Annotated in this window: 12 protein-coding genes; 3 read left to right on the plus strand and 9 right to left on the minus strand. The window is 59.7% G+C overall.

Features of this window, described 5'->3' with window-relative positions:
* Positions 1-3 precede the first annotated feature (3 nt).
* From phaR to RAK1035_RS01675, 3 genes are all read right to left on the minus strand, one after another.
* Positions 4-561, minus strand: coding sequence for a polyhydroxyalkanoate synthesis repressor PhaR (phaR, locus tag RAK1035_RS01665; RefSeq protein WP_008279145.1), 558 nt, complete (start codon positions 559-561; stop codon positions 4-6).
* Between the two features lie 138 nt (positions 562-699).
* Entirely contained in the window at positions 700-1,149 is a 450-nt protein-coding gene (locus RAK1035_RS01670) for a hypothetical protein (RefSeq protein WP_008279146.1), read from the minus strand.
* A gap of 140 nt (positions 1,150-1,289) precedes the next feature.
* Positions 1,290-3,092, minus strand: coding sequence for a PHA/PHB synthase family protein (locus RAK1035_RS01675; RefSeq protein ID WP_008279148.1), 1,803 nt, complete (start codon positions 3,090-3,092; stop codon positions 1,290-1,292).
* Positions 3,093-3,200: 108 nt separating this feature from the next.
* Between RAK1035_RS01675 and phaZ the strand changes: the two genes are divergently transcribed.
* Positions 3,201-4,475 carry a polyhydroxyalkanoate depolymerase gene (phaZ, locus tag RAK1035_RS01680; RefSeq protein WP_037296657.1) on the plus strand — a complete coding sequence of 425 codons (1,275 nt, stop codon included), beginning with the start codon at positions 3,201-3,203 and terminating at the stop codon, positions 4,473-4,475.
* A 36-nt stretch (positions 4,476-4,511) separates the two neighbouring features.
* Here the strand turns inward: phaZ and RAK1035_RS01685 are convergent, their stop codons facing one another.
* From RAK1035_RS01685 to RAK1035_RS01695, 3 genes are all read right to left on the minus strand, one after another.
* On the minus strand, positions 4,512-5,240 hold the full coding sequence (locus RAK1035_RS01685) for an alpha/beta fold hydrolase (protein ID WP_008279150.1): 729 nt from the start codon (positions 5,238-5,240) through the stop codon (positions 4,512-4,514).
* A gap of 83 nt (positions 5,241-5,323) precedes the next feature.
* Positions 5,324-6,067, minus strand: coding sequence for an alpha/beta fold hydrolase (locus RAK1035_RS01690; protein WP_037296660.1), 744 nt, complete (start codon positions 6,065-6,067; stop codon positions 5,324-5,326).
* Positions 6,068-6,154: 87 nt separating this feature from the next.
* Positions 6,155-6,379, minus strand: a complete 225-nt coding sequence (locus tag RAK1035_RS01695; RefSeq protein ID WP_008279152.1) for a hypothetical protein — start codon at positions 6,377-6,379, stop codon at positions 6,155-6,157.
* 249 nt (positions 6,380-6,628) lie between these two features.
* Here RAK1035_RS01695 and thrS point away from each other — a divergent pair, with 249 nt between their 5' ends.
* A complete protein-coding gene (thrS, locus tag RAK1035_RS01700) occupies positions 6,629-8,575 on the plus strand; it encodes a threonine--tRNA ligase (protein WP_008279153.1) in 1,947 nt (648 codons plus the stop codon).
* A 12-nt stretch (positions 8,576-8,587) separates the two neighbouring features.
* Here thrS and RAK1035_RS01705 read toward each other — a convergent pair whose 3' ends face one another.
* Positions 8,588-9,304 (minus strand): GNAT family N-acetyltransferase, encoded by a 717-nt coding sequence (locus RAK1035_RS01705; RefSeq protein ID WP_008279154.1) that lies wholly within the window; start codon positions 9,302-9,304, stop codon positions 8,588-8,590.
* Between the two features lie 67 nt (positions 9,305-9,371).
* The gene (gene aspS / locus RAK1035_RS01710; protein WP_008279155.1) at positions 9,372-11,153 is read right to left on the minus strand and encodes an aspartate--tRNA ligase; all 1,782 of its coding nucleotides are present in this window, start codon (positions 11,151-11,153) and stop codon (positions 9,372-9,374) included.
* A gap of 237 nt (positions 11,154-11,390) precedes the next feature.
* Here aspS and RAK1035_RS01715 point away from each other — a divergent pair, with 237 nt between their 5' ends.
* Positions 11,391-12,617 (plus strand): SAM-dependent methyltransferase, encoded by a 1,227-nt coding sequence (locus RAK1035_RS01715; protein WP_008279156.1) that lies wholly within the window; start codon positions 11,391-11,393, stop codon positions 12,615-12,617.
* A 6-nt stretch (positions 12,618-12,623) separates the two neighbouring features.
* Here RAK1035_RS01715 and RAK1035_RS01720 read toward each other — a convergent pair whose 3' ends face one another.
* A complete protein-coding gene (locus tag RAK1035_RS01720; protein WP_008279157.1) occupies positions 12,624-13,748 on the minus strand; it encodes an aminodeoxychorismate synthase component I in 1,125 nt (374 codons plus the stop codon).
* Between the last annotated feature and the right edge of the window lie 110 nt (positions 13,749-13,858).

Below are 13,858 nucleotides of genomic sequence, written 5' to 3' on the forward strand. Positions count from 1 at the left end.
GGCTTATTTGCCCAGCTTCGACAGTTTGTCCTGCAATTCGGCGAGCTGTTTCTTGATGTCATCCAGCCCCTCCTTGCTCTCACCTGCGGGCGTTTCGGACTGGGGCGCACTTGTGCCCATGCCCTTGAACCCACCTGTCATCGCTTTCATAAAGGCCTCTTGCTGCGCGCGCATCGCCTCCATGCCCGGCATAGAAGCCAGAGGATTCGCCTTGGTCATATTCTCAAGGATCTTGGATTGCCCGTCGCGCAGCATCTCGAAACTGGCGGCAAGAAACTCGGGCACAACGCTGGTCGCCTGCGTGGTATAGCTGCGCACCAGATCATTCAGCACATTGATCGGCAGCACGCTTTCACCCCGGCTTTCGTGTTCGGCAATGATCTGAAGAAGGTATTGCCGCGTCAGATCATCCCCGGATTTGAGGTCGATGATCTGCACCTCACGCCCTTCCCGGATGAATTCCGAGATATCCTCAAGGGTCACGTAATCGGATGTCTCGGTATTGTAGAGCCGCCTGCTGGCGTAACGTTTGATCAGCAGCGGTTTTTTGGAGTCGGCCAAGGGGTATCCTCCCGGAGAATGCAGCGCTGCAGCACAGCTTAGACACAAGCGCCACAAAAAGAAAGGGCGAGCCGCATGGCTCGCCCTTCGCAGTCCATACCCCTCAAGGGAGGGGATCAGGGTATGGGTCTGCTAACCTTACTTGGCCGCTGCGGTTGCCTTCTGTGTCGCTGCGGTCACGTCGTCAGCGGCTTTCTTGACAACCTTGGTGGCGTCTTCCTGCATGGTCTTGCCAGCAGCAAGCATCAGCTCAACGGTTTCCATCTGAACTTTCTTCGCCACTTCGGCAAAGGCTGCCATGTTCTCGGCGGCCACTTCGGCATTGGCCGATGCGAAATCGGTCATCGCCTTGGCGTAATCAGCGGGCTCAGCTTTGGCTTTGGACATTTCGCTCAGCTTGGCGAGCGTGTCTTTGGTCCACTTGTTCGAAATCTCTGCCGACTTCTCGGCAGCGGTCAGAGCCACACCCGAGAGCTTCTCGCTCAGGGTTGCTTGGTTCTTGAACGCGTCTTCCAGAGCTTTGGTGTCAACCGGGAATGTGCCCATGACATCTTTGAACATCGCGGTGAAATCTTGTGCTTTTGCCATTGGTTCGGTCCTTTCGGCTAGGGCGGATCAGTCCGCCGGTTCTGTAACTGCACTTAGATATACATGCTGCACTGCAGCATTTCAAGCTTTTTCTGCACTGCAGCATTTTCACCGGGAGCTTAATAAAAAAGCGTAAAAGATCAAAGCGTTGCCTTTTTACGCACATAGGTGCCAGGGGCCGGGGCCAATGCCGGATGCTCCGAATCGCCCGGTTCACGTGCCGAAATCATCTTGCCAGATCGCTTGGCCAACCACGATTCCCACCGCGGCCACCACGATCCGGCGGTATATTCCGCCCCTTCCATCCACGCCTCGGCATCGGCGCTCAGATCCGGATTGGTGTAATGACCATACTTCTTCTTGGTGGGCGGATTTACAATTCCGGCGATATGGCCCGACTCCGAAACAATGAATGTCCGGTCCTTGGCCCCCGTCTGCTGGAACCCGCGATAGCAATCTTTCCACGCGGCGATGTGATCGGTCTCGCAGGTGATCGACATCAGCGGCACTTTGACATCGCGGATATGCAACCGCTCGCCGCAAATCTCGAATCCGTCGGTCACAAAGTGGTTACCCTGACACAGACCACGCAAATATTGCACCGTCATCTTGCCCGGCAGATTGGCCCCATCGCCATTCCAATACAGCAGATCAAACGCGGGCGGGGCCTCGCCCATCATATAGCTGCGCACGGCGGGCTGATAAATCAGATCACGCGACCGCAGAAAAGACATGGTCCGCCCCATGATAAAGGATCGCAGCACGCCCTGCTGTGTCACCTCATCCTCGATCCCGTCGATGAAATCATCCTGCAGGAATGGCGTAAATTCACCCTGCTCCGAAAAATCCGTGAGCGCGGTAAAGAACGTCGCGGACTTGACCGACTTATCCCCGCGCTTGGCCATCAACGCCAGAGTCATATGCAGGGTGGTGCCCGCGATGCAGTAACCGACCGCGTTCACCTCTTTTTGGCCCGTGATCGCCTTGGCCTCGCGAATCGCAGTCAGAAAGCCCTCTTCGATATAATCTTCCATGCCCACCTCGGCATGGCTCGTATCGGCATTCACCCAACTCACGACAAACAGCGTGTAACCCTGATCAACCACCCATTTGATCATGCTGTTGTCAGGCTTGAGATCGAGAATATAGAATTTGTTGATCCACGGCGGAAAGATCACAACCGGAATCTCATGCACCTGCTCGGTCGTGGGGCTGTATTGGATCAGCTCCATCATGCGGTTGCGGTAAACAACCTCGCCCTGCGTGGTGCCGATATTCTCGCCCAGCTTGAACGCCTTGTCATCGGCCAGCCGCACCACCAATTCGCCGCTGTTGGCCTCTAGGTCCGCGATCAGGTTTTCCAGCCCCTTGACCAGGCTTTCGCCCTCGGTCGCCACGGCCCGTTCCAGGGCATCGGGATTGGTGCCCAGAAAATTGGTGGGCGACATCATGTCGATGATCTGATGCGCGAAATAATCCAGCCGCCGCTTGTCCTTGGGCGGCAGGTCCTCGACATCGCCCACCGCATTTTCGATGGCCTGCGCGTTCAGCGCATATTGCTGTTTGATGTAACGGAAATAGGGGTGCGTGTTCCACAGCGGGTTGGAAAACCGCTTATCTCCCGCCAAGGGATCGGGCTCTGCTTCCTCTGCCACCGGTTCGCCCCGCAGCATGACCTGCTGCGCCTCTAGAAAATGGCGCACCGACTTGCCCCAATATTCCAGCTGCTGCTCATAGATCTTGCCGGGATTCTCAACCGCCTCGGCCCAATAGGATTTTGCCGCCTTGGCAAAAAGCTCTTGATTGGGGCCGTTCAAAGTGGGGTTGGCAGGATTACGCGCAGCAAGTGCTTGAATCAGCCGCTGAGAAAGTTGCTCGACCTTGGCAAGGTTCTCGTTGAGTTTTTCCAGATTCTGCCCTGCGACATCGTCTTGCGTTGCCATTTTGACTATTTCCCCTTAACATTTTCTGCTATGCAGCATAGCGTCATATTGATCGGAGGGGATCATACGACGAGCAAACCGGGCCACCCGCCCGAACAGGAGACGAACATGCGCTACATGGCCACATACGACCTGATGGAATCCCTCCGAAATACCAATCAATGGCTGGGTGCCTCCGCCCTCTCACTCGCATCCTATCCGCTTTTCAGTATGGTGCCAAACCCTGCTTTGCAATGGATGGCAGCTTGGGGTGAAGTAACAGAACGCAGCTTCAAGCGTATGGTGTCCAAGCCTGACTGGGGCATTCGCACCTTTACCCATGAGGATGGCCGCGATCACCTCGTGAACATTGAAACCGTCGTTTCGCGCCCTTTTGGCGATCTCATCCACTTCAACGTCTCGGGCCGCCCGGAACAACCGCGCAAGATCCTGCTGGTCGCGCCGATGTCGGGCCATTACGCCACGCTTCTGCGCTCGACGGTGAAATCGCTCATCGTGAATTGCGAGGTCTATGTCACCGATTGGCATAACGCGCGCGATATTCCCGTGTCCGAAGGCAAATTCGATATCGAGGATTACACCCTCTATCTTGTCGATTTCATGAAGGCACTGGGCCCAGACGTCAATGTGATCGCCGTCTGCCAGCCCGCGCCGCTGACACTGGCCGCCACCGCCTATCTGGCGGAACTGGACCCAGATGCACAGCCCAGCACGCTGACCTTGATCGGCGGGCCGATCAACCCCGATGCCACCCCGACCGATGTGACAGACTTTGGCCGCCGCGTCACCATGGGCCAGCTAGAGGAAACCATGATCCAACGGGTCGGGTTCAAGTATAAAGGCGTCGGCCGTCAGGTGTATCCTGGCCTGCTGCAACTTGCCTCGTTCATGTCAATGAATGCCGAACGCCACTCCACGGCCTTTTCGGATCAGATCATGCGTGTCGCGGGCGGCGAAGCCTCTGACAACGACGCCCACAACCGCTTTTACGATGAATATCTGGCCGTCATGGACATGACCGCCGAATTCTACCTCTCCACGGTAGAGCGTATTTTCAAAGGCTTGGAAATCGCGCAAAACCGGTTTGTCGTGAACGGGCACAAGGTGGATTTGGGCAAGATCACCCGCGTCGCGGTCAAGACCGTCGAAGGCGGCAAGGATGACATCTCGGCCCCCGGTCAATGCGTCGCGGCGCTGGATCTGTGCACCGGCCTGCCCGACAGCCTCAAGGCCAGCTATCTGGAACCCGAGGCCGGGCATTACGGCATCTTCGCGGGCCGCTCCTGGCGCAACAACATCCGGCCCTTGGTGCTCGATTTCATCGACGCCAACGCGCGCAAAGATCCCAAGCCGGCGAATAAGAACGCCCGCGCAACCGGCTAAAACATAAGGCGGCGGGTTCACCCGCCGCCACTTTCCTCACGCATCCACCCGCCGTTGCAACACCAACGGCTGCCGCAGCCAACCCCGCAGCGCCGCCGTTGTGGTCTCGGGCTGCTCCAGCACCGGCAAATGCCCCGCCCCCGGCACCACCACCAGATTGGCATAGGGGATGAGATCGGCCATGAACCGATGCCGCTTGACCGGCGTCAGCCCATCCTCTTCTCCGCACAGCACCAGCACCGGCACCTGACACCGCCGCAACACCGCCTGATAATCGCGTCGGCGCTGCAAAGCCCGCGTCTGCCGGATAATCACCTCCGGCCCAATCGCCTCGGCCATCCGCACCACCTCGGCCATCACCTCCGCCCGCCGTGGCCCGGATGCCAGATACTCTGGCCGCAGCAACATTTGCGCCGCCGCGGCCACCGCCCCGGTTCTCAGCTTGATGATGAACGGCTCATAGGCCGTGGCCGATTGCGGCGTCTCGGCCAGCGCATTGGTATCCATCAGCGCCAGCCGCGTCACACGATCCGGCGCGCGGCGTAAAATCTCCATCGCCACGATTCCGCCCATCGACAACCCCGCAAGCGCAAACCGGCGCGGCAGCACATCAAGCAGGTCCGAAGCGATTTCCTCGATCCGGTCCCCGCCCGTGATTGGCGCAACGGTCACAGCCATATCCGGGCTCAACGCGGTTATCTGCGGCGCGAAAAGCCGTGCGTCGCACATCATTCCGGGCAAGAACACGACAGGTTCACTGCTCATCCGTCATCCTTGTCTCTGACCCGTCACATTTGGAAACACACTGACGCCAGCATGACACCAGATAGGCACCCCCGACAAGGGGCTCACCCGCTCACCTCTGCCACGGTCGCGCCAATCAGCGTCAAACACTCTGGATCGGAAAACCGGTGATCCGCTCCCTTGACCAGACACAGCCGCATATCCGGCCCCGTGGCATGGTCCAACAGCCGCATTGCCACCGACATATCCACATCCCTATCGCAGGTGCCTTGCAGAAATCGAACCGGAAAGGGCAAATTGAGCGGGCTGCGCAACACCAGATTGTTGCGCCCCTCCTCGATCAGCCGCCGTGTGATGATATAGGGCTCGCCATAGTCTGACGGCAACGCAATCTGCCCGTCTTCGATCAGCGCATGCCGTTGGTCGGCATCAAAACTGCCCCACATTCCGTCTTCTGTGAAATCGGGCGCGGCGGCGATTGTGACCAAGCCTGCAATCCGCTCTGGCATCGCCCGCGCCAGCAAAAGCGAAATCCAGCCCCCCATAGAGGACCCGACCAGAATTTGCGGCCCCTCCGTCAGGGCTTCGATGACCGCCCGCGCATCCGCCGCCCAATCGCCAATCGCGCCGTATTCGAAACGGCCTGAGGATTGCCCATGCCCGGAATAGTCAAACCGCAGGAAGGCCCGCCCCTTTGCGCGCGTCCAGTCTTCCAACCACAGCGCCTTGGTGCCCTGCATGTCCGACTTGAACCCACCAAGGAACACCACACCCGGCCCGCTCCCTGCGCTCCGGTGATAGGCCAGATTGCGGCCCTCTGGACCAGCCAAATAGTCAGGGTCCGCCATCGCGCCCTCCGTTTCTGCAACGGCACAATCATGCACGCTGCAACACAGAGGCGCAAACCGGAATTACCGCAGGCGTGGCACCCGGGATCAGCCGCCGATATAGGCGCCGCGACGTGGCCGGTAGAACACTTTTTGATTGTGGAGCCGCCCCAGCAGATCGTGGATCTTGCGCAGGGTCTCATCCGCGCAGGCCAATCCGTCGGCCATACGGTCAGGTTGTGTGGTTAGATCCGCCTTGGTCTTGAGCAAGGCACTTTCGATCAGCTCCATGTCTGCGACCGACAACTCAAAATTCGAATTATACTTCGGCATGTCCGGCCCCCTTCTGGTTGCGCACGCAAGAATCTTGCGTGTCCGATATACGGCATTTAGGGCCTCATATCCGACATGTCCATAGATTTTTTCTGCACTGCGACAAAAGGAGAAACGTATGCTTTTGCATGCAAAATTCCGTGCGAAAAAGCCCTCCTATTGACCTTGCCCGCCTGAACGGGCATGTGACGCGTATCAAACCCGCAACCGGGCGTTCCGTGGGCGCCAAACCGACGAGGAGCCAAGAAAATGGCCCAGATTTCCCTCAGCTTTCCCGATGGCAATGCGCGCGAGTACAGCGCAGGCGTAACCCCCGCAGAGGTGGCCGCCAGCATCTCGCCGTCACTGGCCAAGCGCGCCATTTCCGCCCATGTGGACGGCGCACATTGGGACCTGCAATGGCCCATTGATCGCGACGCAACCATCAGCATCAACACGATCAAGGATGACGCGCCCGCGCTCGAACTCATCCGCCACGACCTTGCCCATATCATGGCCCGCGCGGTGCAGGAAATCTGGCCAGATGTGAAGGTCACGATCGGCCCGGTCATCGCGAATGGCTGGTATTACGATTTCGACCGCACAGCCCCCTTCACCCCCGAAGATCTCGGTCTCATCGAGAAAAAGATGAAAGAGATCATCAACCTGCGTGATCCGGTGCGCACCGAAATCTGGGAGCGCGACCGCGCGATCCAGCATTACCGCGACACAGGTGAGCCCTATAAGGTCGAGTTGATCGAGGCGATCCCCGGCTCTGAGCCGCTGCGCATGTATTGGCACGGCGACTGGCAGGATCTCTGCCGGGGTCCGCATTTGCAGAACACCGGGCAGGTGCCCGCCGACGCGTTTAAGCTGATGAGCGTGGCCGGCGCCTATTGGCGTGGCGACAGCACGCGGCCCATGCTGCAACGCATCTACGGCGTCGCGTTCCAGAACCGCGACGCGCTCAAGGATTACCTGAACTTCCTTGAAGAGGCCGACCGCCGCGACCACCGCAAATTGGGCCGCGAAATGGATCTTTTCCACATGCAGGAAGAGGCCCCCGGTCAGGTGTTTTGGCACCCCAACGGCTGGACCGTCTACACCACGCTTCAGGATTACATGCGCCGCCAGCAACGCCGCGGCGGCTATGTCGAGGTGAACACGCCCCAAGTGGTCGACCGCAAGCTGTGGGAAAGATCCGGCCATTGGGAAAAATATCAGGAAAATATGTTCATCGTCGAAGTCGACGAGGATCACGCCCGCGAAAAAGCCGTGAACGCATTGAAGCCGATGAATTGCCCCTGCCATGTGCAGATTTTCAATCAGGGCCTCAAATCCTACCGCGACCTGCCCCTGCGCATGGCTGAATTCGGCTCGTGCAACCGCTATGAGCCCTCGGGTGCGCTGCATGGCATCATGCGCGTGCGGGGCTTCACGCAGGATGACGCGCATATCTTCTGCACCGAGGATCAGATCGAATCGGAAACCGCACGCTTCATCACCTTTCTGTCGGGTATCTACACCGATCTGGGCTTTCCGAATTTCGAAGTTCTCTTTTCCACCCGCCCCGATGTGCGCGCCGGATCAGACGAGGTCTGGGACAAGGCCGAAGCCGCCCTTCTATCCGCCACCCGCGCCGCAGGCATCGAACCCAAGGTTAACCCGGGCGAAGGCGCGTTCTACGGGCCCAAGCTCGAATTCACCCTGACCGATGCCATCGGGCGCAAATGGCAATGCGGCACGCATCAGGTGGATTTCGTTCTGCCCGAACGGCTGGATGCAAATTACATCGGCACCGACGGGGCCAAACACCGTCCCGTGATGCTGCACCGTGCGGTTCTGGGCAGCTTTGAGCGCTTCATCGGCATCCTGATCGAAGAGCACGCAGGCCGCCTGCCCTTCTGGTTGGCCCCGCGTCAGGTGGTGGTCGCATCCATCGTGTCTGAGGCCGACGACTACGTTACAAAAGTCGCCCAAAACCTTACAGACCTTAACATCCGCGCCGAGGCCGACACCCGCAACGAAAAGATCAATTACAAGGTCCGCGAGCATTCTTTGGGCAAGGTTCCTGTGATCCTCGCCTGCGGCCCGCGCGAGGTCGAGGATGGCACCGTATCCCTGCGCCGCTTGGGCGAAAAGGACAGCCGCATCGTGCCTCTGGATCAGGTTGCCGCAGAACTGGCACGAGAGGCCACACCGCCTGACCTTTTGTAATATAAGGGAAATTCAGCGCTGCGCCGGATCAGAGGCCACCCGAACCAACCGCGTGAGGCTGCCAAGGCTCTCGCGCTGTTGGCCCTGAGCGTCAAAATTTGACGGGTCCAGCCAAAGCGTAAAGGCCTCTTTCAACGCAGGCCATTCGGCGTCAATCGCGGCAAACCACGCCGTGTCGCGATTGCGCCCCTTGACCACCGTCGCCTGCCGGAAAACCCCCTCGTAACTCAGCCCAAACCTCTGCGCCGCCCGTCGCGAAGGCATGTTAAGCGCATCGCATTTCCATTCGAACCGGCGATAGCCCGCTTCAAAAGCCCATTGAATCAAAACGAAAATCGCCTCGGTTGCGGCACGGGTGCGCTGAAGAGAGGCGGCAAAATTGATATGCCCCACCTCGATTGTGCCCGCCTGCGGCGTGATCCGCAAATAGCTGGCAACGCCCCCCAAATGCCCGCTGTCGAGGTCGGTAATGGCATAAAACAGCGGATCACTCCCCGCCGCCATCTCCCGCGCCCACCGGTGCAACTGCGCCGAGGACGAAAACGGCCCATAGGGCAGATAGTCCCAAATTGCATCATCCACCGAAAACGCGCGGTGCAGATCTGCCGCGTGGCGATCCGAATCCAGCCTGTCCAACCGTGCGTAGCGCCCAACAAGCGGCGCACCATCCGGCGCGGGCGGCGGGGTCCAATTCACCAGCTTTGGCCCAACTGGCCTATTTTGCGTCATTTTTTCGGGCCTTGCACAGTTCCTTGGCGCGACATTGCCCGAATATCACGCCAAGGGAAAGCCCCGCCTAGTCTTGTGGAATGATCCGCAATCCCAGCTCCATCAACTGATCCGAGGTCGGATCAGAGGGCGCATTCATCATCAGGTCTTCGGCCCGCTGGTTCATCGGGAACATGATAACCTCACGGATATTCGACGTACCCGCCAGCAACATCACGATCCGGTCAATGCCCGCAGCACAGCCGCCATGCGGCGGGGCGCCGTATTGAAACGCGTTGACCATCCCGCCAAACCGCTTGCGCACCTCTTCCTCACCATACCCGGCCAGCTCAAATGCCTTGATCATGATGTCGAGCTTGTGGTTTCGGATCGCGCCCGACACCAGCTCATAGCCGTTGCAGGCCAGATCATATTGATATCCCAAGACTTTGAGAGGATCACCGCTCAGCGCGTCAATCCCACCCTGCGGCATCGAAAACGGGTTATGCGAGAAATCGACCTTGCCGGTGGTCTCATCGGCCTCATACATCGGGAAATCGACGATCCAGGCAAAGGCAAAGCGGTTCTGATCCGTCAGCCCCAATTCATCGCCAATCACCGTGCGCGCCTTGCCCGCCACCCGCTCAAACGCCGCCGGCTTGCCGCCAAGGAAGAACGCGGCATCGCCCACACCAAGCCCAAGCTGCTGGCGGATCGCTTCGGTGCGTTCCGGGCCGATATTCTTGGCAAGGGGGCCTGCGGCCTCCATCGCGCCATCGGCCTCGCGCCATAAAATATACCCCATCCCCGGCAGGCCCTCTTTCTGGGCAAAGGCGTTCATGCGGTCGCAGAACTTGCGGCTGCCGCCCGTGGGCGCGGGAATGGCGCGAATTTCTGTGCCGTCTTGCTCCAACAGTTTGGCGAAGATCGCAAAACCGGACCCCCGGAAATGCTCGGAAACATCCTGCATCTTGATCGGGTTGCGCAGGTCGGGCTTGTCGGTGCCGTACCAGAGCGCTGAATCCGCATAGGAAATCTGCGGCCATGCCTCGGGCGCATCCACCGTCTTGTCGCCGCCGAACTCTTGGAACACACCTGCGATCACCGGCGCGATGGTGTCAAAGACATCCTGCTGCTCGACAAAGCTCATCTCAAGGTCGAGTTGGTAGAAATCCGTGGGCGAACGGTCGGCGCGCGGGTCTTCATCCCGGAAACAGGGCGCGATCTGAAAATACTTGTCGAAGCCCGACACCATGATCAGCTGCTTGAACTGCTGCGGTGCCTGCGGCAACGCATAGAACTTGCCCGGATGCAAACGCGACGGCACCAGAAAGTCGCGCGCGCCTTCAGGGCTGCTGGCCGTAATGATCGGTGTCTGAAACTCGCGGAATCCCTTGTCCCACATGCGACGGCGCATCGCAGCCACCACATCCGAGCGCAGCACCATATTGCGCTGCATCGCCTCACGGCGCAGGTCAAGATAGCGATAGCGCAGACGTGTTTCCTCTGGGTATTCCTGATCGCCGAACACCTGCAGTGGCAATTCAGCGGCAGAGCCCAGAATCTCCATGTCGCGGATGAACACCTCGATCTCGCCAGTCGGGATCTTTGCGTTGATCAACCCAGCATCGCGCGCTTTGACCGCCCCATCGATTCGGATGCAATATTCGCTGCGCAGCTTTTCCACTTGCGCAAAAACCGGGCTATCGGGGTCACAAATAAGCTGAGTTACGCCGTAATGATCGCGCAGGTCGATAAAAAGAACCCCGCCATGATCGCGGATACGGTGCACCCAACCGGCAAGGCGCACATCCGCGCCCACGTCCGTTTTTGTCAGGTCTGCGCAGGAATGGCTGCGATATGCGTGCATGTTGGCTCTCCGGTCCCAAGTCTGGGCTGTCGTTTCGGGTTCGGGCCGATACACCTTGGCGGGGCGGCAAAGTCAAGGGCGTGGGGCCGTGCACGCCGCAAAACCGTTTACACAAAAGGCAATCTGCGCGAAAATACCCGCCACATGAGCAGGCAGGCCCAGAGAACTCGGGCCGAGGGACAAGTTTGGTACGCCGTTGAACTGCGCCGGGTTAGGCGCGCGGACATGGGGTGTGACATGTGGACAAGGGCTCTGGACGGGTTGCTGACCCATCTTTTCAAGCAAGGACATCTAAGCGTGACTTACCCCGACGGGGTCACGCGGCACTATGGCGAGCAGGGCGACGGCATTGCGGTGACGCTGCATGACCCCACTTTGCCCCGGCGCATTGTGCTCTCGCCGGATATGGCGGCGGGCGAAGGCTATATGGATGGGACGCTGACGATCGCGGGCGATGATCTTTACGGCTTTCTCAGCCTCGCGATCACCAATATCGCGGCGCAAGGGCAGCCATGGTTCCGGCGTCCTATGGAAACGTTGCGCTGGCTCAAGCGGAGTCTGGATCAGTTCAACCCGGCGGCGCGGTCGCGCGCCAATGTAGCGCATCATTACGATCTGTCTGGCGCTCTGTACGATCTCTTTCTCGATGCCGACCGGCAATATTCCTGCGCCTATTTCGCCCGCCCCGACATGACACTGGAAGAGGCGCAGGCCGCCAAAAAGGCACATATCGCCGCCAAGCTGCTGATCCGTCCGGGCATGCGCGTGCTCGACATCGGCTGTGGCTGGGGCGGCATGGGGTTGACGCTTGCGCGCGATTTTGGCGCACAGGTGACGGGCGTGACCCTATCGCAGGAACAGCATGCGGTGGCCAATCAGCGTGCGCAACAGGCGGGGCTGGCGGACAAGGTGCGGTTCCACCTCATGGATTACCGCGATGTGAAGGGGCAGTTTGACCGCATCGTATCCGTGGGCATGTTCGAGCATGTGGGCGTGCCCCATTACGATGCCTATTTCGCCACGGTTCAACGGCTGCTGGCCCCCGACGGCATAGCTCTTATCCATACCATCGGGCGGGCGGGGCCGCCGGGTGCGACAAGCCCCTGGATCACGAAATACATCTTTCCGGGGGGCTATTGCCCGGCCATGTCCGAGGCGGTGGCCGCCGTGGAACGGCACGGGCTGGTGACGACGGATGTCGAGGTGTGGCGCCTGCACTATGCGGAAACGCTGCGCCATTGGCGCGACCGGTTCGAGGCAAATCTCGACAAAGTCCGCACGCTCTATGATGAGCGCTTTTGTCGGATGTGGCGCTATTACCTGATTGCCAGTGAGCTTACCTTTCGCCTTAACAATCAGGTGGTGTTCCAGTTCCAACTGACACCGAAACAGGATGCCGTGCCACTGACCCGCGATTACCTATACAGCAACAGGGCTAACGGCCTGCGACACGCTGCCGAATAGGCCCTATCAGGCAGGAACGGGCGCAAGCGCACGGGCGAACCGCGCCTTCCATAGCGCCTCTTCGTATTCGCCCCAGGCCGTGCTGTCATAGACCACGCCGCCCCCCACGTTGAGGGTTGCGCGCCCATCCTCGAGCATCAGCGTGCGAATGGCCACATTGAATTCGGCCCGTCCATCCGGTGCGGCCCAACCGATAGCGCCGCAATAGATATCGCGGGCGTGGTGCTCCAACTCGGCCAAGATTTGCATCGCGCGCAGTTTCGGCGCGCCAGTGATCGAGCCACAGGGAAAAAGCGCGCGCAAAATATCCGACAGTCCCATATCGGGCATGAGATTGGCGGTGATGAGCGAGGTCATCTGATGCAGCGTCTCATAGGTCTCGACCGAGAATAGCTCGGGCACGCGCACGCTGCCGGGAAGGCTGACCCGGCTGATGTCATTGCGCAATAGGTCCACGATCATCAGGTTCTCGGCGCGGTTTTTGGCGTCCGATTGCAGGAAAAACCGCCGCCGCGCATCCTCGGCCGCGTCAGTGCTGCGGGGCTGCGTGCCCTTCATGGGCCGGGTTTCGATCCGCCCATCGGCATGGGTGCGAAAGAACAACTCGGGCGAACGCGACAGGATCGCGGGCAGGCCAGCCGCCTCGATCAATGCGCCATACCGCACCGGCTGAATGGCACAGAGCGCGGCATAAAGCGCCTGCGGCGTGCCTTGGGCCGTCATGCGCAGCGGAAAGGTCAAATTTGCCTGATAGATATCGCCCGCACAGATATACTCATGCACCGCCTGAAACGCCCGCGCATAGCGGGCCTGATCCCAGTCAGGCACCAGATCGCCAAGCGAGGCCTGCCCCGCCTTGAGCGGCGCGGCTTTGATGGGTGCGGCATAGGTTCCAAATTGCAAGAGCGGCAAACGACGGGATGCGGGCATGGACGAGGCCAACCGTGGCTCCAGCGCATGACCAAGTTCATAGCTTGCAAAGCCCGCCAGCCAAAAGCCCTCTGCCCGCGCCTCGTCAAGCGCTGCAAGTGCGGCGGGCACCTCTTCGGGCGTCTGCGCCACGATCAGGCGTTCGGGCTGCGCAAACTGGCAGGCGTCGGTGTTGGGCCCATGATCGAAACGAATCTGCACGTCGCATCCTCTTGGCAAGTGGGATGTATTTAGGCGCGTGATCCACAAAGCACACCCTTAAATACGTCGGTTTGAGCCAGTTTTGCGGTCACAGGCGCCCTTGGCTGCGC

This window comes from Roseovarius sp. AK1035, assembly GCF_003288315.1.
Taxonomy (GTDB): Bacteria; Pseudomonadota; Alphaproteobacteria; order Rhodobacterales; family Rhodobacteraceae; genus Roseovarius; species Roseovarius mucosus_A.

Coding starts and splice junctions, on each gene's coding strand:
- thrS (WP_008279153.1), top strand. CDS start 6,629: ATGGCCCAGATTTCCCTCAGCTTTCCCGATGGCAATGCGCGCGAGTAC.
- RAK1035_RS01675 (WP_008279148.1), bottom strand. CDS start 3,092: ATGGCAACGCAAGACGATGTCGCAGGGCAGAATCTGGAAAAACTCAAC.
- RAK1035_RS01690 (WP_037296660.1), bottom strand. CDS start 6,067: ATGGCGGACCCTGACTATTTGGCTGGTCCAGAGGGCCGCAATCTGGCC.
- aspS (WP_008279155.1), bottom strand. CDS start 11,153: ATGCACGCATATCGCAGCCATTCCTGCGCAGACCTGACAAAAACGGAC.
- RAK1035_RS01670 (WP_008279146.1), bottom strand. CDS start 1,149: ATGGCAAAAGCACAAGATTTCACCGCGATGTTCAAAGATGTCATGGGC.
- RAK1035_RS01685 (WP_008279150.1), bottom strand. CDS start 5,240: ATGAGCAGTGAACCTGTCGTGTTCTTGCCCGGAATGATGTGCGACGCA.
- RAK1035_RS01695 (WP_008279152.1), bottom strand. CDS start 6,379: ATGCCGAAGTATAATTCGAATTTTGAGTTGTCGGTCGCAGACATGGAG.
- RAK1035_RS01705 (WP_008279154.1), bottom strand. CDS start 9,304: ATGACGCAAAATAGGCCAGTTGGGCCAAAGCTGGTGAATTGGACCCCG.
- phaZ (WP_037296657.1), top strand. CDS start 3,201: ATGCGCTACATGGCCACATACGACCTGATGGAATCCCTCCGAAATACC.
- RAK1035_RS01715 (WP_008279156.1), top strand. CDS start 11,391: ATGTGGACAAGGGCTCTGGACGGGTTGCTGACCCATCTTTTCAAGCAA.